General features: G+C 70.3%; 24 protein-coding genes, 2 tRNA genes and 1 pseudogene. 14 read left to right on the top strand and 13 right to left on the bottom strand.

Annotation, left to right across the window (positions count from 1 at the left end):
- Nucleotides 1-163: pseudogene (locus F8S09_RS13045) on the top strand (IS982 family transposase); the annotation flags it as partial.
- On the opposite strand, the gene F8S09_RS13040 reads toward F8S09_RS13045, so the two are convergent.
- The 5 genes from F8S09_RS13040 to nth form a co-directional block, all read right to left on the bottom strand.
- Nucleotides 160-714, bottom strand: coding sequence for a hypothetical protein (locus F8S09_RS13040; protein ID WP_152871908.1), 555 nt, complete (start codon nt 712-714; stop codon nt 160-162). The pseudogene F8S09_RS13045 and the gene F8S09_RS13040 sit on opposite strands and share 4 nt — an antisense overlap.
- Nucleotides 715-742: 28 nt before the next feature.
- Nucleotides 743-3,775, bottom strand: coding sequence for an adenosylcobalamin-dependent ribonucleoside-diphosphate reductase (locus tag F8S09_RS13035; RefSeq protein WP_152871907.1), 3,033 nt, complete (start codon nt 3,773-3,775; stop codon nt 743-745).
- 223 nt (nt 3,776-3,998) lie between these two features.
- Nucleotides 3,999-4,715 carry a zinc ribbon domain-containing protein gene (locus F8S09_RS13030; RefSeq protein WP_152871906.1) on the bottom strand — a complete coding sequence of 239 codons (717 nt, stop codon included), beginning with the start codon at nt 4,713-4,715 and terminating at the stop codon, nt 3,999-4,001.
- A gap of 5 nt (nt 4,716-4,720) precedes the next feature.
- The gene (locus F8S09_RS13025; RefSeq protein ID WP_152871905.1) at nt 4,721-5,959 is read right to left on the bottom strand and encodes an MFS transporter; all 1,239 of its coding nucleotides are present in this window, start codon (nt 5,957-5,959) and stop codon (nt 4,721-4,723) included.
- A complete protein-coding gene (gene nth, locus F8S09_RS13020) occupies nt 5,956-6,651 on the bottom strand; it encodes an endonuclease III (protein ID WP_227978681.1) in 696 nt (231 codons plus the stop codon). Before nth ends, F8S09_RS13025 begins: the two co-directional genes overlap by 4 nt.
- 85 nt (nt 6,652-6,736) lie before the next feature.
- Here nth and F8S09_RS13015 point away from each other — a divergent pair, with 85 nt between their 5' ends.
- The 3 genes from F8S09_RS13015 (at nt 6,737) to F8S09_RS13005 (ending at nt 8,368) form a co-directional block, all read left to right on the top strand.
- A complete protein-coding gene (locus F8S09_RS13015) occupies nt 6,737-6,958 on the top strand; it encodes a hypothetical protein (RefSeq protein WP_152871903.1) in 222 nt (73 codons plus the stop codon).
- A 75-nt stretch (nt 6,959-7,033) separates the two neighbouring features.
- Nucleotides 7,034-7,109: transfer RNA gene (locus F8S09_RS13010), tRNA-Trp, on the top strand.
- 104 nt (nt 7,110-7,213) lie between these two features.
- A complete protein-coding gene (locus F8S09_RS13005; protein WP_152871902.1) occupies nt 7,214-8,368 on the top strand; it encodes a M28 family metallopeptidase in 1,155 nt (384 codons plus the stop codon).
- A 182-nt stretch (nt 8,369-8,550) separates the two neighbouring features.
- Here the strand turns inward: F8S09_RS13005 and cutA are convergent, their stop codons facing one another.
- Entirely contained in the window at nt 8,551-8,871 is a 321-nt protein-coding gene (cutA, locus tag F8S09_RS13000; RefSeq protein ID WP_152871901.1) for a divalent-cation tolerance protein CutA, read from the bottom strand.
- Nucleotides 8,872-8,942: 71 nt separating this feature from the next.
- Nucleotides 8,943-9,332: a cell division protein FtsB gene (locus tag F8S09_RS12995; RefSeq protein WP_152871900.1), complete on the bottom strand. Its 390-nt coding sequence runs from the start codon at nt 9,330-9,332 to the stop codon at nt 8,943-8,945.
- Between the two features lie 79 nt (nt 9,333-9,411).
- On the opposite strand from F8S09_RS12995, the gene F8S09_RS12990 reads away from it, so the two are divergent.
- From F8S09_RS12990 to F8S09_RS12975, 4 genes are all read left to right on the top strand, one after another.
- Nucleotides 9,412-9,879: an acyl-CoA thioesterase gene (locus F8S09_RS12990; protein WP_152871899.1), complete on the top strand. Its 468-nt coding sequence runs from the start codon at nt 9,412-9,414 to the stop codon at nt 9,877-9,879.
- Nucleotides 9,876-10,142 (top strand): hypothetical protein, encoded by a 267-nt coding sequence (locus tag F8S09_RS12985; RefSeq protein ID WP_152871898.1) that lies wholly within the window; start codon nt 9,876-9,878, stop codon nt 10,140-10,142. The genes F8S09_RS12990 and F8S09_RS12985 overlap by 4 nt, the downstream gene beginning before the upstream one ends.
- Nucleotides 10,143-10,204: 62 nt before the next feature.
- A complete protein-coding gene (locus tag F8S09_RS12980) occupies nt 10,205-11,122 on the top strand; it encodes an ROK family protein (RefSeq protein WP_152871897.1) in 918 nt (305 codons plus the stop codon).
- Nucleotides 11,119-11,520 (top strand): methylglyoxal synthase, encoded by a 402-nt coding sequence (locus tag F8S09_RS12975; RefSeq protein ID WP_322618816.1) that lies wholly within the window; start codon nt 11,119-11,121, stop codon nt 11,518-11,520. Before F8S09_RS12980 ends, F8S09_RS12975 begins: the two co-directional genes overlap by 4 nt.
- A gap of 75 nt (nt 11,521-11,595) precedes the next feature.
- Here F8S09_RS12975 and F8S09_RS12970 read toward each other — a convergent pair whose 3' ends face one another.
- Nucleotides 11,596-12,846 carry an aminopeptidase gene (locus F8S09_RS12970; RefSeq protein ID WP_322618819.1) on the bottom strand — a complete coding sequence of 417 codons (1,251 nt, stop codon included), beginning with the start codon at nt 12,844-12,846 and terminating at the stop codon, nt 11,596-11,598.
- Nucleotides 12,847-12,909: 63 nt separating this feature from the next.
- Between F8S09_RS12970 and F8S09_RS12965 the strand changes: the two genes are divergently transcribed.
- Nucleotides 12,910-12,986: transfer RNA gene (locus F8S09_RS12965), tRNA-Pro, on the top strand.
- A 119-nt stretch (nt 12,987-13,105) separates the two neighbouring features.
- Nucleotides 13,106-13,495 (top strand): hypothetical protein, encoded by a 390-nt coding sequence (locus tag F8S09_RS12960; protein ID WP_152871896.1) that lies wholly within the window; start codon nt 13,106-13,108, stop codon nt 13,493-13,495.
- A gap of 86 nt (nt 13,496-13,581) precedes the next feature.
- Here F8S09_RS12960 and F8S09_RS12955 read toward each other — a convergent pair whose 3' ends face one another.
- From F8S09_RS12955 to F8S09_RS12940, 4 genes are all read right to left on the bottom strand, one after another.
- Nucleotides 13,582-14,178 (bottom strand): hypothetical protein, encoded by a 597-nt coding sequence (locus F8S09_RS12955; protein WP_152871895.1) that lies wholly within the window; start codon nt 14,176-14,178, stop codon nt 13,582-13,584.
- 75 nt (nt 14,179-14,253) lie between these two features.
- A complete protein-coding gene (locus tag F8S09_RS12950; protein ID WP_152871935.1) occupies nt 14,254-15,048 on the bottom strand; it encodes a PSP1 domain-containing protein in 795 nt (264 codons plus the stop codon).
- Nucleotides 15,049-15,209: 161 nt separating this feature from the next.
- Complete coding sequence (locus F8S09_RS12945; protein WP_152871894.1) at nt 15,210-15,587, bottom strand: RidA family protein; 378 nt, start codon at nt 15,585-15,587, stop codon at nt 15,210-15,212.
- A 43-nt stretch (nt 15,588-15,630) separates the two neighbouring features.
- Nucleotides 15,631-16,683, bottom strand: a complete 1,053-nt coding sequence (locus F8S09_RS12940) for a PP2C family protein-serine/threonine phosphatase (RefSeq protein ID WP_152871893.1) — start codon at nt 16,681-16,683, stop codon at nt 15,631-15,633.
- 104 nt (nt 16,684-16,787) lie between these two features.
- Between F8S09_RS12940 and F8S09_RS12935 the strand changes: the two genes are divergently transcribed.
- Entirely contained in the window at nt 16,788-17,798 is a 1,011-nt protein-coding gene (locus F8S09_RS12935) for an adenylyltransferase/cytidyltransferase family protein (protein ID WP_152871892.1), read from the top strand.
- On the opposite strand, the gene F8S09_RS12930 is transcribed toward F8S09_RS12935, so the two are convergent.
- On the bottom strand, nt 17,776-18,453 hold the full coding sequence (locus F8S09_RS12930; RefSeq protein WP_152871891.1) for a cysteine hydrolase family protein: 678 nt from the start codon (nt 18,451-18,453) through the stop codon (nt 17,776-17,778). The genes F8S09_RS12935 and F8S09_RS12930 overlap by 23 nt on opposite strands.
- Before the next feature lie 86 nt (nt 18,454-18,539).
- Between F8S09_RS12930 and F8S09_RS12925 the strand changes: the two genes are divergently transcribed.
- The 3 genes from F8S09_RS12925 to F8S09_RS12915 all read left to right on the top strand — a co-directional run bounded on the left by F8S09_RS12925 (nt 18,540) and on the right by F8S09_RS12915 (nt 21,651).
- Nucleotides 18,540-19,328, top strand: coding sequence for a TM2 domain-containing protein (locus F8S09_RS12925; protein WP_152871890.1), 789 nt, complete (start codon nt 18,540-18,542; stop codon nt 19,326-19,328).
- A gap of 107 nt (nt 19,329-19,435) precedes the next feature.
- Nucleotides 19,436-20,440 carry an NUDIX domain-containing protein gene (locus F8S09_RS12920; RefSeq protein WP_152871889.1) on the top strand — a complete coding sequence of 335 codons (1,005 nt, stop codon included), beginning with the start codon at nt 19,436-19,438 and terminating at the stop codon, nt 20,438-20,440.
- Nucleotides 20,437-21,651, top strand: a complete 1,215-nt coding sequence (locus F8S09_RS12915; protein ID WP_152871888.1) for an NADH:flavin oxidoreductase/NADH oxidase family protein — start codon at nt 20,437-20,439, stop codon at nt 21,649-21,651. The genes F8S09_RS12920 and F8S09_RS12915 overlap by 4 nt, the downstream gene beginning before the upstream one ends.
- Nucleotides 21,652-21,696 lie beyond the last annotated feature (45 nt).

Genomic DNA, 21,696 nt, shown 5'->3' with positions numbered 1-21,696 from the left:
CGGATGGCGGGAAAACCGCCACCCGAAGTTACGCAAGCGGATTGAAACCGTCTTCTCCCAACTGGTGGAAGCCCACATCCGCTCCGTTCAGACCAAGACGCTCGCCTCACTTCGCTTCCGTGTCGTCCTAGCCGTTCTCGCTCACAACCTCGCCCAGCCCTAAACGGGGTTTTCTAAACTCTGGGTTACCTCCCTAACCCTATAATCAGTTGCCTCCCAGAAATTTCTGCCCCACTTCATAACATAGTCTAAGGCTTCTTTTTTAGATCTTCCTATAGGTGTCATGTCCCAGATACGCTTTAGAAATCCCTCTCTACTTTGTTCATTAACTATTTTATAGCGTGATTTTATTATTTCCACTACAAATACATGTCTCCATAACAATCTGTAGAATAGATCCATGTTTACGCCCAAGTCCGAGAAGAACCTTATGATCTCGTTATTCGTCAAATAATCAATGGCGAGACTATTGGGATCTAGCTTTATTGTTCTTTCCTCGTCATTCTGAACGCCCTCTAACAAAGCGGTCTTTCCAACGCCTGTCCTACCCAGCGCAACACATCTGGGATCATTAAGATCTGTCAATATGCTTGAGCTTCCATTGTCCACGAAACATGTATTTAAATATTGCTTATCTTCAAGCGCGTCTGCGGCACCGATGGATAGGTAGCGACTTAGCTTCAATGCGCCTTTCGCAGGTATTCTAGACATCATTACTCCAGTCAAATCCACAGGCGTTTAACTATCCGCACTTGCTATACCCGCACGCCTGGCACTTCAAACACCCTTCTTCCCGGATCACGGCCTTTTCCTCGCACACCGGGCAGCGTTCGTGGCCCAGGCCCTCCACGCTGACGCCACTGGGAACCGCAGGCGCGGCGGCGGGCGCGTCCACGCTGCCCCCGGCGAGGGGCGGCAGGCTGGCGGCGTCCATATCTTTGGCAAAGGTGTCGAGCGCGACGGCGATCAGGTCGGCCTTCGACCCCACGAGGCGGCCGTTGTAAGAGCCGTACAGCCCGCCGTTGATGCCCCGCAGCGTCTTGATGATGGCCTGCGCGGGCACGCCGTGTTGCAGGGCGATGGAGACGACGCGGCCCAGCGCCTCCGAGTCGGCGTTCGCCTCGTCCCCGGCGCGGCCCGAGATCACCATGACCTCCACGGGCTTGCCGCCCAGGTGGTTGACCGTGACGAGGAAGGAGCGGCGGTGCCCGCTGGTGGGATCGGTGAGTTTGACCATGTCGGTGATCCCGCTCAGACGGGTGGGGCGCTCGTAGACGGGAGCCGGGGCCGAAGCCGGGCGGGGGGCTGGGGCCGCAGGCGCGGGCGCGGCTTCGGGCTGCGCGGCCACCGGAGCGGGCTGAACGCTCTCCCCCATCACCTCGGCCACGGCTTCGGCGGTCACAGTCTCCTCCACCTTCTTCTCCTTTTTCTTGCTGGTGGACAGCACCTGGAATTGCCGCGAGCCGTCGCGGTACACGGTGATGCCCTTGCAGCCCGTCTTGTACGCCTCGGCGTAGGCGGTCTGCACGTCGGCGACGGTGGCCGAGTTGGGCAGGTTGATGGTCTTGGAGAGGCTATTCGCCGCGTGCTGCCCGCCCTCGTCGAAGGCCCGCTGCACGGTGCCCTGCATCCGCACGTGGTCCACCGGGCTGATGTCGTGGGCGCACACGAAGACCTGTTGAAGAGCCTCGGGGATAAAGGCCAGCCCCACCACCGAGCCGTGGTTTTCCGAGACGGCCTCGGTCACGCGGTCCCAGTTCCAGCCGCCCTGCCCATCGTCCATGTTGGCGGCGGGCGGGTACTGACCCAGCAGCTCCATGAAGAGGGGGTGCAGCAGCGCCCGGTACTCGCTGCCGATCTTGCGCCAGATAAAGGGCGAGAAGACAGGCTCGATGCCGCTGGACACGCCCATCAGCATGGAGGTCGTGCCGGTCGGCGCCACGGTCAGGACCGCCACGTTGCGCCGCGCCGCGTGGGGAATCTTGCGGGGGCTGCGGGTGTAGACGGGGTAGTGACCGCGCTCCTTGCCCAGCCGCTCGCTTTCGGCAACCGCCTCCTCGCGCAAGGCGGTCATGATGTCGTGGATGGCCTGCCGCCCGGCCTCCGAGTCGTAGCGCAGCCCCAGCTTGATCAAGGCGTCCGCGAGGCCCATCACGCCTAGCCCCAGCCGCCGCAGGTCCTGCGAGGCCACCCGGTTGTCCTCCAGCGCGAAGACGTTCACGTCCAGCACGTCATCGAGAAAGCGCACGCAGGTCCGCACATCGGCCCGGAAGCCCGCATAGTCGAAGGCGCTGCCCTTCACGTAGGCCGCAAGGTTGATCGCGCCGAGGTCGCAGGGCTCGCCGACGGTGAGGGGAATCTCGCCGCAGGGATTGGTGGAGCGAATCTCGTACCGCTTGCCCAGGTTCTTCAGCGCCGAGTGCTCGTTCACCCGGTCCACGAAGATGAGTCCCGGCTCGCCCGTCGCCCAGGCGTGCTCGGCGATTTGATCCCACAGCCACTTCGCAGGAATGCCGGGGCGCTTGTCGGCGGGGTTGTAGCGGCCCTGGGGAGCGGTGCGGAAGAGGGGCACCGCGCGGGCACCGTCCTCGGCGCGGTCGGGCAGCGCGGGCAGGCGGCCGTCGTACAGCCCGTCCTGGGGGGCCAGGTAGTACTTGCCGGGCACCTCCTGCACGTCCACATGCCACAGGGCGTCGCGTTCCAGCGCCTGCCAGAACTTCTCGCTGATCAGGATGGAGATGTTGAAGGTGGAGATGTCGCCCTCGGCGGCCTCGCGGTCGAGGTCCTTGGCGGTCAGGAAGTCCAGCACGTCGGGGTGCTCGATGGCGATGGTCGCCATGCCCGCGCCGCGCCGCGTTCCGCCCTGGCGCACCACCCGCAGCACGGGCGAGTACACGAAGCGCAGCGTGTTCACCGGCCCGCTCGTCTCGCCGCCCCGGTTGGCCCACTCCAGGAAGTTGTCGAAAATCTCCAGCAGGAAGGACACCGGGCCGGAGCTGGTGCCGCCCGAGCCCTGGATGGGTGCCCCTTCCGGGCGCATGGGCGAGAGGTCGATGCGCGGCTCGACGCCTACCCGCGCCGTCTCCGCGACCGCCCGCGCCGCGTCGATGATGCCGCCCATGTCGTCGGCGACCGCCTGCACACCCTCCGGCAGCGCCCGCACGATCTGCACCCCGTTTTGCCGAGCCAGCGCCACGAGGTCGGTCGGGACCGCCTCGCCGTAGACCACGCGGGTCCAATTGCGTACCGCGACCGGAGCCTTGTCCCCGTCGGGCTGGGTGGGCGGGCGCATCAGGCCCTCTACAAAGTCGGTCACGTCGGGGTGCGTGGCCGCCATGTAGACCCAGCCGCGCACGCCCGCGTCGGGTCGGCTCTGAGCCGAGCGCGGCGCGTACACGTCGAGGTTCACGCCGTTGCCACCGCCCACCTTGGTGACCAGCGCGAGCTTGCGGGCGACTTCCATCACCCCGTCGAAGCTCTCGGGGGCCGAAGCGGTCGCGCCCTGCACGAAGCAGTTCAAGACGTTCCCGTGCTGCGTGCCCGCGCCCGCCAGCACGCGCCCGCCGGGGCAGAACTTCTTCTCGGCCATCAGGTCGTAGTACCGCTGCGCCCAGTGCTCCCGCGCCTCCCCGACCTCCGCACCCGCCACCCAGCCCGCGATGCGGCGGAACATCCCCGCGATGTCGCCGTCGCCGGGCTGGAGGTATTGCCGCCGGGCGATGTGCTGGGCATTGTCGTCGAAGTGGCGCAGGGCAGGGTCGGGTGTGGTCGTCATGGCGGCTCCTTGAGGCTGAGGCGGCAAACAAAAAACCCTCACCACCCGGCGGGGGCGGTGCGGAAACGGACGGGCGGGGACCCGCTCTGGGGGGTTCCTCTTCGGTGATTGACTTTACCATCCGCCCCCACCTCATACAACGACTTGTACTCCCACCCCGAATGGGGTACAAGATACGGCCCCCGACCGGGCAAGGTCAGGGGCCGAGGCAATGGTCGGAGAGTCAGCCGGTCCGCACCAGAAAACGTCCGCACGAGGGGCACTTCACCGGAGGCAACTTGCCCTGCGCCGCCTTCTGCTGCACGTTGACCGGCAGCATGACGTTGCAGCCGGTGCAGCGGCCCCCGCGAATCTCGACGAGGCCCAGGCCCTTTTTCGCCTTGCGAATCAGGTCGTATTCCTTGACCGTGCGCGAGTCGAGGTTCCCGACCAGCCCGGCACGTTCCTGGCGGGCACCCTCGCCCTGGTCGCGCAGGCCCTGCACTCGGGCCTCGTCCTCCCTTTCCAGCGCCTCCAGGGTGGGGCGCAGGGCGCGGTGTTCGCCGCGCAGGGCCGCCGCCTGTTCGGTCAGCTCGCGCTGGCGCTCGCGCAGGGGCGCGAGGTCTTCGGCCATCTCCTCGGCCCGCTCCTCCAGCATCTGGATGCGGCTGCCGTACTGCGACTGGGCGCGGGCGTCAAAGGCGTTTTTCTCCTGCTCCTCGCGGGCGCGGGCGGCCTGATCGCGGGTTCCGGCGAGGTCCTGTTCCAGGGCACGGAGCTGCTTCTCGACGCCTTCCAGGGTGATCTCGGTGTCCTCCAGGGCGTTGTTCAGGCGCTCCTGCTCGCCGCGGGCCTGACGCAGAGCCTCCGGAATGCTGGCCTCCTCGCCCCGCAGGCGGTCGAGTTCGAGGTCGAGTTCCTGTACGCGCAGCAGGCTTTGCAGACTTCCGGTATCGCTCATCCCGGTCAGTCTACCCCTGCCGGTGCCGACCGCGCCGCCGGGTGTCCGCCCCGCCGCGCCGGGCGGTAGAGGCCCAGGTAGATCGCCAGCACACTCGCCGCGTACATCAGCAGCGTCCACGCGAACAGCACGTTAAAGGCCACGCTGAAGGGCAGCGCCCCCCGCACCACCCCGCTCAGGATGCTGCTCGCCGCCCAGCCCAGGTCCCAGGCGATCAGGTTGACGGCGGAGTACATGGGGCGGTCCTCGTCGGGCAGGGCCGTCATCGCGTAGGCCGAGTAGACGGGTCCGGCGGCGTTCATCAGCGCCCCACGGGTAAAGAGAGCAATGGCGACCATCCAGAGCTGCGGCGCGTAGCCCAGGACTGCCAGAAACGGGAGGCTGGCCGCCTGCACCACCAGCACCGCCGTGAGCTGCCCCAGCCGCCGTACCAGGAGGGGTTGCAGCAGCACGGTGGCGGCGGTCGCCAGACTCGTCCACGCGAACAGGTTGCCCAGGCTGGCGTAGTCCACCTCGAACTTGCCCTCGATATAGACGTTCAGGAAGGGGATGGTCGCCCCCGCCCCCAGCCCCACGAGCACGTTGGGCGCGACCAGCCGCCCCATGGTGAGCTTGTCGCGGATGGCGAAGGAGCGGCCTTCCGGGGCCTTCTTGCCGCTGGGGCGTAGAAAGAGGACCGGAAAGAGGCCCGCGAGCTGAAAGCCCGCCGACACCAGCAGCGCCGCCCGCAGCGCCCCCAGCCCGTCCGGCTCGGTGGCGGTGGCCGCCGCGTACACCTCCGGCACCCGCCCCCCGAAGAGGTTCCCCAGGAAGCCCGCCCCGGTCATCAGCGCACTCTGGACGCTAAAGAGGGTGACCCGCGACTTCTCGTCGCTGTTGTTCGCCATGAAGGGCGACCCGGCGACCATCAGCATCGCGCCGCCCGCCCCCTGCACGAGCGCCCCCGCGATGGCCCCCAGCGGCCCGCCCGCCGTGGCGAGAATGAGCGCTCCGGCCACGCTGAAGAGGCTCCCGAGCTGAATCGTCCGCGCGTTGGAGATGCGCCGCGCGAGCGCCACCGCCGGAAGGCTGAGAGACGCGAGCGTCAGCGCAGGCAGCGCGTTGACCAGCCCCTGCCACTCGGCCCCCAATCCCAGCGCCCGCAGATAGAAGTTCAGGAAGAGGGCCGCGAACGCCTGCGCCAGCCCGAAGGTGAAGGCCGAGGCGAGGTACAGCCAGACCTGCCGGGAAAAGCGCCAGGTCATCCGTGCCCCCCGGTCTGCTCCACGCCCACCTTGGGGCAAAAGCCCGCCATCACGCACTCCGGGCACAGTGGGCGGCGGGCCAGGCACACCCGCCGCCCATGCAAGATCAGCGCGTGGTGCAGGAACACCCAGCGGTCACGGGGAAAGAGGCGGCCCAGGTCGGCCTCCACCTTGTCGGGGTTGGTCTGCACGCTCAGGCCCAGCCGCCGGGCGAGGCGGCCCACATGGGTGTCCACCGCGATGGCCGGATAGCCGTAGGCGTTGCTCAGCACCACGTTGGCCGTCTTGCGCCCCGCGCCGGGCAGGGCGACGACCGCGTCAAAGTCGTTGGGCACCTCGCCCCCATGCCGCTCCACGAGCAGCCGGGCGAGGGCGGCGAGGTTCCGCGCCTTGTTCCGGTACAGGCCGATAGAGCGGATATACGGCTCGATCTCCTCCGGGCTGACTTGACTCAGGGCGAAGGCGTCCGGGTAGCGGGCGAACAGGGCAGGGGTGGCGGCGTTCACGCTCACGTCGGTCGCCTGGGCGCTGAGCACCGTAGCGACGAGCAGCTCGAACGGGTTGCGGAAGATCAGCTCGGTGCGGGCGTCCGGGTAGAGGGCCTCCAGCGCCGCGAGCACCAGGGGAGCGCGGGCCGGGGCACCCTCCGGCGGGGGAGGGGCCGGGGCGGGGGGGGGAGTCACGCGGGGCAGCCTACACCTCCCTCCTGGGGGCCGTCTGGGGCATGGGGACACGTTCGGCAGCAACTTCTGCTCCCCCCACCGCGTACCCCAAGCCATGAGAACCTTATCCCTGATCCTGGGCGTTTTGGCGGCGCTGGGCCTGTTGCTGGGCCTGCTGCCCCTGTTCGGCTGGCTCAACTGGCTGGTGGTGCTGCCCCCCGCCGTGCTGGGGCTGATTCTCGGGGTGCTGGCCCGCGACCGGGGCGCGATCACCCTGAACGTGGTCGTGATCGGACTGGCGGCCCTGCGGCTGATGCTGGGGGGCGGCGTGCTGTAACCCCCGGCCCTTGCGGGCCTGCGCGGACCTCTGCTATCCTGCTCAGGCTCACGCGCCCGGCGGCGCGGCAAGCATGGGTCTTTAGCTCAGTTGGTAGAGCGGCGGTCTCCAAAACCGTAGGTCGTGGGTTCAAGTCCTACAAGGCCCGCCAAGAAACCTCCCCCGCCCCGCGCGGGGGGTTTTGCTGTGGTGGCCCCCGACCCACTGTGCCTCCGGTGACCTATTCGGGCGGCCCGGCGTGCTCTGCTGGGCGACATGCCGACAACCCACCGCGTGGCCCTGCTGGGGGCGCTGCTGCTGCCTGTCGCCGCCGGGGCGAATGTGGAAACCCACCTCGCCGCCGTCCTCAAGTTCGGTCCCCGCGTGACGGGCAGCGAGGCCAACGCGCAGGCCCGCACCTATCTGGAGGGGCAGTTCCGGGCGTTGGGGTACGAGGTCCGGCGCGAGACGTTCACCTACCCCCGCTTCGACGACCTCGGCTCCGGGGTGGAGGTGGGCGGGCGCACCCTGGCGGGCCTCGCCCTTCAGGGATCGGTGGGCCAGGAGGTGACGGCCCCGGTGGCCCGCGTGTCTGGCGTGGGCACCCCCGAGGAGTTCGCGGCGGCGGGCGTGCGGGGCCGCGTCGCGGTCGTGGACCGGGGCACCCTCCCCTTCGCGCACAAGGCCCGCAACGCGCTGGCGGCGGGAGCACTGGGGCTGATCGTCGTCAACAACCAGCCCGGCGAGGTGCGCGGCACCCTGGGGGAGCCGGTCGCCCTGCCGGTGCTGACGGTCACGCGCGAGGTGGGCGCGGGCCTGCGCTCCGGCGAGCGGGCCACCCTGCGCGTGCGGGTGCGCGAGGGGGACGTGACTGGGGTCAACGTGGTCGCCTCCAAATCGGGCGTGACCCGCCCCGACTTCCTCTTCGGCGGACACATGGATTCGGTACCGGGAGCGCCGGGGGCGAACGACAACCTCTCCGGCACGCTGGCGGTGCTGGACCTCGCGGGGCGGGTGGCCGGGACCCCGCTGGCGACCCGCAGCGTCTTCGTCCTCTTCGACGGGGAGGAAGACGGGCTGCACGGCTCGCGGGCCTACGTCAAGGCGAATCCGGAGATCGTACGGAACCTGCGCGGCATGTTCAACTTCGACATGGTGGGCGTCAATGTCACCCCCCTGACCGTCAGCGGCGAGGCCGGGCTGGTGGAGGCGGTGCGGCGGTCATCGGGCGCCGTGGGCCGCGTGGGCGACACGGGCGGCAGCGACCACGTGCCCTTCGCGGGGGCGGGGGTGCCGACGCTCTTTTTCCACCGGGGGCTCGACGCCAACTACCACCAGCCGGGCGACGTGCTGGCCGACCCCGCGCTGATCCGGGAAGCGGTGGACGCAGCACTGAAGACGGTGAATGCGTTGCCTGCCTCGCGCCCGTGAAGGGAACCAGGCCCCTGAGCCTTTGATCGGGGAGGGGGCGCGTCAGGCAAACTCCTCACCCAAGCCTCTGCCTCGCAGCTCTGCGAGTCTTCCCTGGAGAGAGGGTTTTCTGACCCCTCTACCTCTGGGAGAGGGGCCTCGCGCAGCGAGGGAGTGAGGGTGCCCCCTCCCCGCCAACTGCCCTAGCGCCCCCCCGCCGAGGTCACGTCCAGCAGCCAAGTCTGGAACTCGGGCAGGGCACGGTCCCAGGGGAGAGCCACGATCTCGGGCACCTCATAGGGGTGCATCTCGCGGATGCGGGCCTCGAGTTCGGGGTAACGCTCGCCAGTCGTCTTGATCAGCAGCAGGGTCTCGCGGTCCTCGGCGACCTCGCCCTCCCAGCGGTAGACGCTCTGCACGCCGGGCATCACGTTGACGCAGCCCGCCAGCCGCTCAGACACGAGGGTCCGGGCCAGCTCGGGCGCCCGCTCCGGCGGGAGGGTGACCAGCACGACGAGTGACATAGTGCCCGCAGGATACGCCCCCGGCTCTCGGCGGACCTTGGGCCTTTCTTACAGCGCGAATGGGAGGGCGGCTAGGGCAAGCGCAGCGTGTCGCAGACCTCGCCGGGCACGTCGGGGGCGTTCTCGGCCACCACCAGCTCCTCGGTCTCGCCCACAAAGCCCTGGCAGCGGGCCAGCACCTCCAGGTAGGCCGGGTCCAGGGCGGCGGCCTCGGCCTCGCGCAGCACACGCACGTCGCGCTCCAGGCTCCGGATGCGCTGGCGGGTCTCCTGTGTCTCGGCGTTCCAGGTCACGGTGCGGTAGACCAGGTTGCCGAGCTGAAAACTCAGTTGCACGATTCCCAGCGCCGCGAGCACGCTGGCAAACACCAGGGCGAGGGGCAGCCGCTGAACCTGACGCCACCGGGACCGCCAGCCCCGCCGTTCGCGTTCGCGGGGGGGGAGCGGTTCCGGAACAGACATGGTTCAGAAGATAGCGTCGGGCACGCGGGAGGCAAGGGGGAGGGCGCCTGGACTCGCGCCCAGATGCTCTAATGCCCCCATGAGCGGCGCAAGCACCGACACCACCCCCCGTCCGCGCCCCCCGGCTTCCTGGGAGGCGCTGGCGTCCCTCGACTGGGCGCGGGCACACCGGGCGGGCATTCAGATGCGCTACGGCGACATTGACGCGATGGGGCACCTCAACAACGCCGTGTACGTGCAGTACCTCGAAACGTCGCGGGTGCTCCTGATGCGCGACCTCGGCGTGCCCGACCGCGACGACCGCTCGGTGATCGCCCGGCTGGAACTCGACTACCGCCACGAAGTGCGCTGGGGCCAGGAAGTCACGGTGGAGTCCCTGGTCGAACGCATCGGCGGCAGCAGTTGGACGGTCGTGTCCCGGCTCCTCGCCGACGGGCAGCCCTGCGCCTACGCCCGCACCGTGCAGGTCCGGGTGGGGGACGGCCTGCGCCCCGAACCGCTGCCGGAGGCGCTGCGCCAGAGCTTCTCGGGCCTGCTCGCCCGATGAGCCGCCCCCACTACGAGGACCGGGTGCGCTACCAGGGGGATACCTGGGTGCGTCTCGACACCCTGCCCCGGCTGCTCGCCGAAGGCTGGCGCCGCACCCTGGCCGAGGGCGGCGTGGTCACCGTCATCCGGACCCCCTTCCAGTGGGCGATGGCGACCCCGGTCATAGAAATCGAGACCGGCGGCTACATGGGCGATGTGGGCCTTTACGTGCCCGAAGTGCAGCTTAAGGAGGCCCTCGCCCTGCTGGGAGCGGAGGACTGACCTCCCCTCGTCTCACCGCTGGAAGCGCTCCCGTTCCCTCAGTTCCCCAGGAGGACCCTCCCTTGACCACTCCCGATTCCCCCCTCTCCCCTCCCTCCATCGGCGTGGATGTCGGTGGCACCAAGATCGCCACGGGCGTCCTGATCGGTGACGAGCTGCACGCCCGCCACGTCCAGCCCACCCCGGAGACCGGCTGGGAGGCCGTGCTGGACGCGGTCGCCGCGCAGGTGCAGGCGCTGCGAGCCCAGCATCCACAGGTCACCCGCGTGGGCGTGGGCGTGCCCGGTCCCCTGGCCGAGGGCCGCACCCGCGTCAAGTTCGCGCCCAACATCTACGGCTTTACCGACGTGCCGCTGGTGCAGGGCCTGGAAGACCGATTGGGCCTGCGCGTGGTCCTGGAAAACGATGCCAAGGCCGCCGCGCTCGCGGAGGCGCACCTCGGGGCGGCGAGGGGCACGGCCAGCAGCGTGTACGTCACGGTCAGCACCGGCATCGGCTCGGGCATCGTGCTGGGGGGCCGGGTGTGGCGCGGGCACCACGGGATTGCAGGGGAACTCGGGCACGTCACCGTGATGCCGGGCGGTCCGGTGAGCGGCGCGGGCCTTGACGGGGCGCTGGAGGCCGTCGCCAGCGGCACCGCCATCGCCCGTGACGCGAGCTACGCCCTGAACCGCGAGGTGTCGACTGCCGAGGCCTTCGCGCTGGCCCAGAGCGGGCACCCGGCGGCGGGGCGGGTCGTCTCGCAGGCGCTGCGGCACATCGGGGTCGCGCTGGCCGACCTGCAGAAGTTCCTTGACCCGGAGGTCTTCGTGATCGGGGGCGGGGTGGCGAAGGTGGGCGACTTCTTCTTCGCGGGGATTCAGGCGGCCGCCGACGAGTACGCCGGACCCTTCGCGCCCGTCACCCTGCGCCGCGCCCAGCTCGGCACCGACGCGGGCGTGATCGGCGCGGCGCTGGCCGCCCGGCTGGAGGGCCTGTGACGGCGGCCCAGACCGGCGGGCGGCGCGAGGTCGCCCTGATCGCGCACGACCGCCAGAAGCTCGAACTCGCCCTCTTCGCGCTCTCGCACCGCGACGTGCTGGGCCGCTTTCCTCTGGTCGCTACGGGCACGACCGGGGGCATCCTGGCAAGCAAGACCGGGCTGGACGTGGAGCGCGTGCTGTCCGGTCCTCAGGGCGGCGACCAGCAGATTGGCGCCCGCATCGCCGAGGAGCGCGTGCTCGCCGTCTTCTTCTTCCGCGACCCCCTGACCGCCCAGCCCCACGAACCCGACGTGTCTGCCCTGCTCCGGCTGTGCGACGTCCACGACGTGCCGCTGGCAACCAATCCGGCGACGGCGGAGGCACTGGTGCTGTGGCTGGCCCAGCGGGACGGCTAGCCCGCCAGGACAGGGACAAAGGAAGGTGGGCGACGTTCCGCACGTCGCCCACCTTCCTTTGTCCCTGTCCTGGCCTCAGACCACGAACTCGCCCGCCCGCATCACCGGCTCGCGGGCGCCGTCCTTCGTGACGCCGTCCACGTCCATCTCCCCCGAGCCGATCATCCAGTCCACGTGGGTGAGGGAGTCGTTGCCGCCCTTGGCCGCGAACTCCTCGGTGGTCATCTCCACGCCGCCCTGCACGTTGAAGCGGTAGGCGCTGCCGATGGCGATGTGCGAGGCCGCGTTCTCGTCGTAGAGGGTGTTGTAGAAGAACAGCCCCGAGCGGCTGATCGGGCTGGAGTGCGGCACCAGCGCGACTTCCCCGAGGCGGTGGCTGCCCTCGTCGGTGTCGATCATCTGGCGCAGGGTGTCCTGCCCGTTCGCGGCGGTGGCCTCCACGACCCGGCCGCCCTCGAAGCGGATGCGGATGCCGTCAATCAGGACGCCGTTGTACGAGAGCGGCTTGGTGCTCACGACCACGCCGTCCACCCGCTCGCGGTGCGGGGCGGTCCAGACTTCCTCGGTGGGAATGTTGGCGGTGAAGGTGATCCCGGAAGGCGTCTGCGCGGCGCCGCCGCCCCAGACGTGGTCCTCGGCCAGCCCCACGGTGAGGTCAGTCTCGCCGCCCCGGAAGTGCAGGGCGTGGTACTGCCGCCCCGTGAGCAGCTCCCGCCGGCGCTGGAGGTCCGCGAGGTGCGCCTCCCACTGCTCCAGCGCGTCGGGCTGATCGGCGCGGGTCGCGGCGAAGATCGCGTCCCACTGCTTCTGGACGGCTTCCTCGCGGGACACGCCGGGGAACATCAGCTCGGCCCATTCGGGGACGGGCGCGGAGATCAGGTTCCAGTTCAGGCGGTTGGTCATGACCTGAAGCGAATAGGGCTTGCGGTAGGCGGCCAGCGTGCGCTGGTGCGCAGTCACGCGGGCGGGGTCCACCCCGGCGAACAGCCCCGGGTTGGTCGCGCGGATGGCGATCACGGCGCCGCCCGCCTCGGCGGTTTCCAGCTCGGCGTCTACCCGCCACCTGCTGATCTGCTCGAAGCTGCTCTCCGGCGCCAGCGAGAAGCGGGCGAGCTGCACGTCGTCGTCGTCCCAGCGCACGTCCGCAAAGGACGCGCCCGCCGCGTAAGCTTCGCGCACCAGCAGCCGGGCCAGCGGCGCGGTGTCGACCGGAGCCTGCACCAGCACCCGCTGGCCTTCGCGCACGCCCAGGCCGACCCGCACCGCCAGCCGCGCGTAGTTGCGCAGCTTCTCGTCAAAGGAAAGTTGTGTCACGCCGGGCAGGATAGCGCTCGCCCCCGCCCGCTTGACGATCCCTGGCACGGCGTCTATAGTTCTGTGGCTGGCCGTCGAGGCGTAGCGCAGCCTGGTAGCGCACTACCTTGGGGTGGTAGGGGTCGTGAGTTCAAATCTCGCCGCCTCGACCAGCACAGAAACTCCCTCCTAGAGGGAGTTTTTTCGTTGCCTCAACTCACCGGAGAGGCGGGAAGGGTCGGCGCTCCGCCGCTGTCAGAACCGCGAAAGACCCCGCGCCTAGCCTGAAGGCATGTCCGCAGATGTGCGCATCCTCCGCCTGGCCGCCGAACTCCTGACCCTGGACCATTGGGCCGCAGGCATCCTGGGCGAGCGGGGGGAGAAAGACCGCAGCGGCACCCTGCCCGCTCCGCGTCAGTTGACCGGACATCTGATGAGCCCGCGCGTAAGCGACCGAGATCTGGAGTCTCTGCGCAAGGTGTGTGCCCGTGGCCTGACTCTCTACAGCCTGTGGCACGGCACCCCATTGCTGACCCGCGAGGGCCTTGAAGCCGAGGTGCTGGTCGAGTTACAGGACACGCTGGTGGAAGCCGAGCAGCACTGGCACGACCTTCACGGCGCCATTCGGACCCTGGAAGGCCATCTGGAGGCCCTCCGCAGCCAGGCCCAGGCCGCCGACTGAGAGCTGCCCGCACGGGGTCCCTGCCAGTGCCCAGCCTCAAAAAGCCAGGAACCCCCGCAAGAGTTCCTGGCCCCGACTGATTCGGCTCAGCGGTTGACGAAGCGGCCACCGTGGCGGGCCATCGCCGCTTCCACCACGTCCATGGGCACGTCGTCTTCAATGGCGATGGCGCGGCCACCCGCGTCCACCGTGGTCTGCATGTCGTTGTAATGGGTGTCCTCGAACTCGTAACGGTCCTCGTAGCTGCGAGTCTCGCCCGAGGCGGCCACGCGGGTTTCCATACCGTCCCCGTGGACAGCGGCGTCAGCGGTTCCAGCGGCCGCGCCGATGCCCGAGCCCAAGGCGCCCATGCCCAGCAGCACGGGCACGGCCGCGAGGCCCCCCGTTGCGGCGACCACAGCCCCGGCGGCCACACCCGCCACCGCGCCCAGCGCCGTGCCCTTCAGGGCGCCGCCCGCCATGTCGGCGCCGTCGCCGCCGCCGTCCACGTACTCGGTGGTCGTGGCGGTCGCCGTATTCGTCTGGCTGGTCGTGGTGCCCATGTCCGCGGCGCCCACGCTGCCCGCTGCGGTGCGGCGCTGGAAGGAGGTCTGGCCCATCTCGGGCTGAATCACGCCCTGGCTCAGCAGGTCCTGCACGAAAGCGTCGGCTTGGGCCACGGTCGGGAAAATCAGGTGTCGCATACCTGGCAGTGTGCCCGCTGGGGCGGCGGGGACAGATGAGAAGCGCGGCAAGAGGCTTTGGGGAAGCCCGCCGGGTCAGGTCTCGGCCGCGTCCGCCTCGGAGCGGCGGCCCTTGCCCCCGGCGGGGTCGGTCACGCGGGTCAGCGCCTGGGCGGGCACTCCGGCGAGCAGGCCCTGATCGGTCTGCACGTCCACCGTTCCCGCAAGGGGGTGCAGCTTGGTGACCTTGCCGCAGGCGCCGCTCTCGGTGTGGCAGACGCGGGCGTTTTTGCGCGGCAGGTCGCGCAGCAGCTCCAGGTACATCCCATGCTCGAATTGCAGGCAGCACAGCAGGCGTCCGCACGGCCCCGAGAGCTTTTCCGGGTTGAGGGGAAGCTGCTGGTCCCGCGCCATGCGGATGCTGACGGGCGCGAACTCCTGAAGGTGCGTGCTCGAGCAGTTGCCCCGGCCGCAGGCCCCCAGCGTGCCGATGATCTGGGCCTGCTCGCGTGGGCCGACCGCCGCGAAATTCACCCGGGCGCGGGTGTGCCCCCGCAGGTCCCCAATCAGTCCACCGAGTTCGATGCGGTCCTCGGCGCTGTAGCTCACCGTGACGAGGCTCTCGTCGAGGGTGAACTCGAGCGCCACGATCTTGACCGGGAGGCCGCGCTCGCGGGCGCGTGCCCGCAGCAGCCACTTGAGGTCCTCGCCCTGACGGTGCAGCTCGTCCCAGCGGGCGAGGTCCTCCGGGGTGGCCGCCCGCAGCACGCTGCCGTAGCGGGCCTGGGGGTCAGGGTCCCCGGCCTCGCCGCGCACGGTGGCGACCTCCGGGCCACGTTTGCCCTGCACCACGACGCGTGTGCCCACCGCGTGCGGCGCCTCGCTGAGCATGGCGTGCAGGCGTGGGCTGCGTTCGAAGCGGACAGGCAGGACAACCACGTCCCGCAGGATGTCATGGCCGGACCGGGGGCGTCGAGAGAGGCGTCACGAAAGGAGAGCGGGAAGGGGGGTGACCCACCGCCGTCTCCCCTTCCCGCCCGCTCCGGCGCCCCTCAGTGCCGCTCGGCGATCACCTCGATCTCCACCCGCACGTCGCGGGGCAAGCGGGCGACCTGCACGGTGCTGCGGGCAGGGTAGGGCGTCTGGAAATACTCGGCGTACACGGCGTTCATGGCCGCGAACTCGTTCATGTCGGCCAGGAACACGGTCGTCTTGACCACCCGCCCGAGATCGGTTCCGGCGGCCGCGAGCACGGCCACGAGGTTGTCGAGCACCTGCCGGGTCTGGGCCTCGATCCCGCCCTCGACGAGCGTGCCGTCCGGGGTCAGCGGAATCTGCCCGCTGGTGATCACGAGGTTGCCGAAGGTGGTCGCCTGGCTGTAGGGGCCGATGGCGGCGGGGGCGGCGGCCGTCTCCACGATGTCTTTCATGGGTCTACTGTACCGGCCCCGCTGGGCTGACCTCTCCTGCCCCTCAGCCTGCCGGTTCCCCCGACTCGGGCCGGGAGTGAACGCGGGCACGCAGCGACGCGGCCGAGAGCGCCGGACGCCGCGAGGGCCGCACGCGGGCGCGGCGCTGGGCGTAGGCCACCCCCCCCAGCAGCAGGGCGCCGAGCAGCGCGATGACCGGGCGCTGCTCGGGAATCAGGAGCACGCCGAGCAGGGTGAAATACACCAGGATCAGCAGCAGATAGGTCAGCGGACTGCTGCCGCGCTGGGCACTCAGCAGGGCGTCCACGTAGAGGGGACCGCCCTCCTGACGCTCGGGGAGGGGATAGCGGGGCAGGCCGCCCGTCCGCAGGACGTCCACCACTACCGCCGTGATGTTGTCGGGACCGCCCCCATCGTTGGCCGCATCAATCAGGGTGCGGGCCACCCGCTCGGGGGGCTGGGCGGGCAGCAGCAGCTCCAGCAGCGCGGGTTCGGCCACCACCCCGCTGAGGCCGTCACTGCACAGCAGCAGGCGGTCCCCGGCGTGGAGGGGCAGTCCGAACAGCTCCAGCCGCACCCGTTCCTCGCCGCCCAGCGCGTTGCTCACCACGCTGCGCCACTGGTGGTGCCGGGCCTCTTCTTCCGAGAGGTGCCCCAGCCGCACCTGTTCGGCTACCCAGGAATGGTCCTCGGTGAGGCGGTGCAGTTCGCCGTCCCGCAGCAGGTAAGCCCGCGAGTCGCCCACGTGGGCGATCAGCGCCGCGCCCCGGTCCACGAGAAGGGCGAGCAGGGTGGTCCCCATGCCCGCGTACTCGCCCACGGCGTGCCGCAACACCGCGAGGTTGGCCGCCTGCACCGCCCCCGCGAGCCGCTCGGGCGCGGCCCCCCGGCCCTCCAGGTAATGCTGGCTGAGGCTGTCGAGCGCGAGGTTGGCCGCGAGTTCCCCCGCCGCGTGTCCGCCCATGCCGTCCGCGACCGCATACAGCCCGCCACGCGGCAGGTCGAGCGCCAGCGCGGCGTCCTGGTTCACGCGGCGCTGGCGCCCCACGTCCGTCAGCAGACCGGAGCGCAGGGGAGGGGGCGCGTCGGCGCGCATGGGTCCAATATAAGGGAAGCATGACGCGGGTCCGGCGTACCTGCCGCAGCGGGCCTCCGCGTGGTGCTCACGATTCTCACCATAAGCGCCGGGCACCGTGGGGCATGACCGCCCCATCTCCCGCCCACCGCTTCGGCGTCTATATCGGCCGCTTTCAGCCCCCCCACACCGCCCACCTGCGGGTGATGGAAGAGGCGCTAGACAAGGTGGGCAGGCTGATCGTGGTGATTGGCAGCGCCCACGCGCCGCGCACCCTCAAAAACCCCTGGACGGCCGGGGAGCGGGAAGAGCTGATCGGCGCGATGCTGCGGGAGGCGGGCGTGGACCTGGCGCGGGTGCGCTTCGCCGCCGTGCCCGACCATCCCTATGACGAGGACCGCTGGCTGACGGCGGTGCGGACCGGGGTCGCGGCCCACACGGGAGGGGAGGGCGGCGTGGCCCTGATCGGCCACCTCAAGGACGACAGCAGCTATTACCTGCGCTCCTTTCCGGATTGGCCCTTTCTGCCCACCGCCGTCATCAGCCCACTGAGCGCGACCGACGTGCGCCGCGCCTACTTCGCGGGTGAGCTGGAGGGGGTCGCCGGGATGGTCCCCCCCGCCGTCCACACCTGGCTGGAGGTGTTCCGGCGGACTCCCGAGTTCGCGGAGCTGGAGGCGGATGCCGCGTGGCTGCGCTCAGCCCAGGCGGAAGCCGGGACGTGGCCGCCCCTGCGGGTGGAAGCGCTCGCGGTCGTGCGGGACCCGGCGGGGCGCGTCCTGCTCACGCGGCGGGACGAGCGGCCCGGACGCGGCCTGCTGAGCCTGCCGGGGGCCGGGGTCCTGCCGAGTGAACCTCTCGCGGCGGCGGCGCGGCGGGCCGCAGCGGGGGCGCTGGGCGTGACGCCAGACGACCCCGCGCTGGCCCTCTCCCCCACCCCGGCCACGGTGTACGACGCGCCGGGCCGCAGCACACGGGGCCGGGTGATCGCGCATGTCTTCGCTTTCGAGTGGACGGGGCCGACCGGGGCCGAGGAGTGGACCCTGCCACAAGACGCGCTCTCCCACCCCGAGGCCTTCTTCGAGGACACCCACGCCCTCCTTGAGCAGAGCCTCAGCCCAGCCGCACCCCACTGATCACCCGCACCCCGTTGCGCTCCAGTTGGTGCAGGAACAGGGCGTGGTAGAGGTCACCGGGGTGTCCGGGCGCGTCCCAGGTCTGGGTGCAGGGCTCGGGCACGACGACCGTGCGGTCCAGTTGCCGCGCCATCCCATCGGTCACGAGGTGCAGGGCGAGCGTGTACAGGCACAGGTCGGTCACGTCGCCCACGGCGATCACCGCGTCGAAATCAGCGCCGCGCTCCTCCAGCCAGGCGCCGAACTCGGGGCTGGTGTGGCTGGCGATGCTGTTCTTGCGAAAGTGCCGGAACTGGCCGAACTCGGGGAGGGCCTGCATCTCGGCCACCGCCTCGGCCTCGGGGGTGCCCGCGACGCAGTGGGACGGGTAGGCGGCGAACTCGCGGGCATTTTCCGGGTGTGAGTCCTGCACCAGCACGACGTTTCCGGCCGGGACCCCAGCGTCCAGCAGAGAGCGGATCAGCCCGGTCACGCGCGGAATGATCGCTGTCACACGCGGGCTGGCGAGTGGTCCCTGGCGGGTGAAGCCCTCGATCAGGTCCACGCACACGACCGCGACCCGCTCGGGCGGGACGGTGAGGGTGAGGTCGGGCCGCTCCTCCATCCAGCGTTGGAGGAGGTCTGCCTGTTGCGCCGCCTGGTGCTGAAGGGTCATGGGGCAGATGTAGCACACCTTCCGGGGGCGACCCCTGCACCGTTTGGGGGACGCAACCCTGGCCCCCCCCGTGGCGTACTGGGAACATGACCCGAGACGACCGCGATCCCGCTCCCGGCCCGGACGACCCGCAGGGCCAGCCCCAGCAAGCCCCGCGCCGGGAGGTGCCCTCCTGGGTGGACGAGGTGCTGAGCGCCCCACCGGAGCCGTCACCGGCCTCATCTGGCCCGGCTCCGCAGGTCACGGTGGCGAGCGTGGACCCGGCCCCCACCCCACTCTCCGGCCCCGATGACCTCCGCATCCCGGAGCGCAGTCCCGAGCCGCCGCGTCCACAACCCCAGCCCCTGACGCCCCCGGCCCCTGACCCGGCGCGGCCCACCCTGCTGGACTCCGCCGACGACTGGATCGCGCGGGCGACGGGGGGCACGGCCCGCACGCCGTCCACGCCGAGCATGCCGCCTCTCTCCAGTGGGCCCGTCACGCACGCGCCCGCCTCCCGCCCGACAGACCCCTGGGCGATGGAGTCGTCCCCCACGCAGCCTGCCTCCGGCCCGATTCCCGGCGACATCGCCACCCGGCGGCTGATTGCCGGACTGCTGGGCATCGTGCTGGGCGCCTTTGGTGTCCACAAGCTGTATCTGGGCATCACGACGCCGGGGCTGATCATGCTGGGCGTGAATGTCGGCGTGTGGATCGTGGCGCTGCTGCTGGGGCTGATCACCCTGGGCTTCGGCCTGGTCGTGACCGTTCCCCTCGCCGGGTTGGTGAGCGGGGCAGTGGGATTGCTGGGGCTGGTGGAAGGCATCCTCTACCTCACGAAGTCGGACGAGGACTTTTACCGCGAGTACGTGGTGGGCAAGAAACCCTGGCTGTGACCTGAGCCGGACGGGCAAGGGCCGTCTCCGGAGGTGGGGCGGCTCTTTCTCCGTATCCGGGGGAGACGCAGCCCGCGCTTCTCGCCAGCCACGCTAGGGTGCGTCCCATGTCATACCTGTCTGAGCTGCGCTCGGTGTGGGGAAGTTCGCCGCTGATCTCAGTCGGCGTGAGCGTGCTGATTCAGGACGAGGCCGGGCGCATCCTGCTGCAACGCCGGGGAGATGACGGGTTGTGGGGGGTGGTCGGCGGTGGGCTGGAACCCGGCGAGAGCTTTGTGGACGCCGCGCACCGCGAATTGCGGGAAGAAACCGGACTCACCTGCCCGGACCTCGCCCCGCTGCCGCTGGAGGAGGCGCTGGTCAGCGGCCCGGAGTTCTACCACCGCTACCCCAACGGCCACGAGATTTATCTGGTCGGCATGCGGACGCACGGCACCCTGCCTGCGGCGGCCCTCGCGCACGCCGCACCGGACGACAGCGGCGAGACGCTGGAGCTGCGCTGGTTCGCGCTGGATGATCTCCCGCCGCTGAGCAGCAATATCAACCGCGCCAATATGAATGTCCTGCGTCTTCGGGCGGGGCTGCCTGCGCTGCCCCTCTTCCACTTCCCGGAGGCGCCGCCCCACGACGACCATCTGGCGAGGCTGCGGGCCGCCGTCGGTCCCCGTCCCCTCTTCGCCCCTGGCGCGAGCGTGCTGGTCGAGGACGGGCGGGGGCGGCTGCTTCTGCTGCGGCACGCCCGCACGGGGCAGTGGGTCTTACCCGGCGGCAAGCTCCACCCCGGCGAGAGCTTTGAGGCATGCGCCCGGCGGGAACTGGCCGAGGAAACCGGGGGGCACGCCGGACAACTGACCCCTGTGCAGCTCCTGCAAGGGCCGGAGTTCCGCTATAAGGACACCTCCGGCCCCTGGGACAGCGTGGGCGTGCTGTACCGGGCGGAGGGCGTCACGGGAGAGATCACCCTGCCGGAAGGCGAGATCACCGGGGCGCGGTGGTGGGCCGCTGACGAGGTGGCGGGGGCCGATCTGCTGGGCCTCTATACCCGGCGGGCGGTGGAGGCGTGGCGGGAGGGTCAGACCACCCCAGCCTCCCACGCTAGCCTCCGCCCATGACCGCCGTGTCCGATCCCCTGACCCTGCCCTGCGGCGTGACGGTGAAGAACCGACTGCTCAAGGGCGCCATGAGTGAGGCGCTGGGCACCCGCGACCACGCGCCCCGCCCCGAGTTGCCCGCTCTGTATGCCCGCTGGGCACGGGGCGGCACCGGCCTCCTGCTCACCGGGAACGTGATGGTAGACGCCCGCGCCCTGGGGGAACCCGGCAACGTGGTGCTGGAAGACGAGCGCCATCTGGCCGACTTTCACCGCTGGGCGGTGCAGGGGTCGCGGGACGGGGCCGCGCTGTGGATGCAGCTCAACCACCCCGGCAAGCAGGCCCCGCGCGGCCTGAACGCGGGCGGGACGGTGGCCCCCAGCGCCCTCCCCTTTCCGGGCGGACTGGCCCGCGCCTTCGCCACGGCGCGTGAGCTGACCGTCCTCGAGATTCACGGGCTGACGGCCCGCTTTGCCCGGTCCGCGCGGCTGGCAAAGCGGGCGGGCTTCGGCGGCGTGCAACTTCACGCGGCGCACGGCTACCTGTTCTCGCAGTTCCTGTCGCCCCGGCACAATGTCCGCACCGACGAGTACGGTGGGAGCCTGGAGAACCGCATGCGCTTCCTGCTGGAGACCTACGGCGCGGTGCGGGCGGCGGTGGGGCCGCGCTTTCCGGTGGGCGTGAAGCTCAATTCCTCGGACTTCGTGCGGGGCGGCTTTTCGGAGGAGGAGAGCCTGACGGTGGTGCGGGCGCTGGGGCGGCGCGGCTGCGACCTGATCGAGCTGTCGGGCGGCACCTACGAGAAGCCGATGATGATGCTGGGCCGGGGCGAGCGCGGCGGCTTCTTCGCCGACTTCTCGCGCCGGGCGCGGGCGGTGGCGGGGGTGCCCGTCTGCGTGACCGGGGGCTTCCGCGACGCCGCCACCATCCGGCAGGCGCTGGAAGAGGGGGCCGCCGACCTGGTGGGCCTCGGCCGCCCGCTGGTGCTGGACCCCGAGTTCAGCGCACGGGTGTTGCGTGGGGAGGCCGTGGGCAGCGAGGTCCGGCCCCTGAAGACGGGTATCCGCCCTCTGGACCACAGCGGATATATGGAAATCGCCTGGTACGAGGACGTGATGCGGCGACTGGCGCGGGGGGAGGAGGTCGGGGCGGAGGAAGCCCCGTTGCTCGCCCTGGCCCGCATGACGGCGGAGATGGGGGCGGGGGCAGTGTTCAGGCGCAGGCGGGCGTAGGAAAAGGGCTGGGGCCTGTCGCCCCAGCCCCCTCTAGCTCTCCCT

This window comes from Deinococcus terrestris, assembly GCF_009377345.1.
In the GTDB taxonomy this organism is placed as follows: domain Bacteria; phylum Deinococcota; class Deinococci; order Deinococcales; family Deinococcaceae; genus Deinococcus; species Deinococcus terrestris.
Note: the sequence above shows the minus strand (reverse complement) of the source record. Positions and strands in the feature narration are given on the sequence as shown.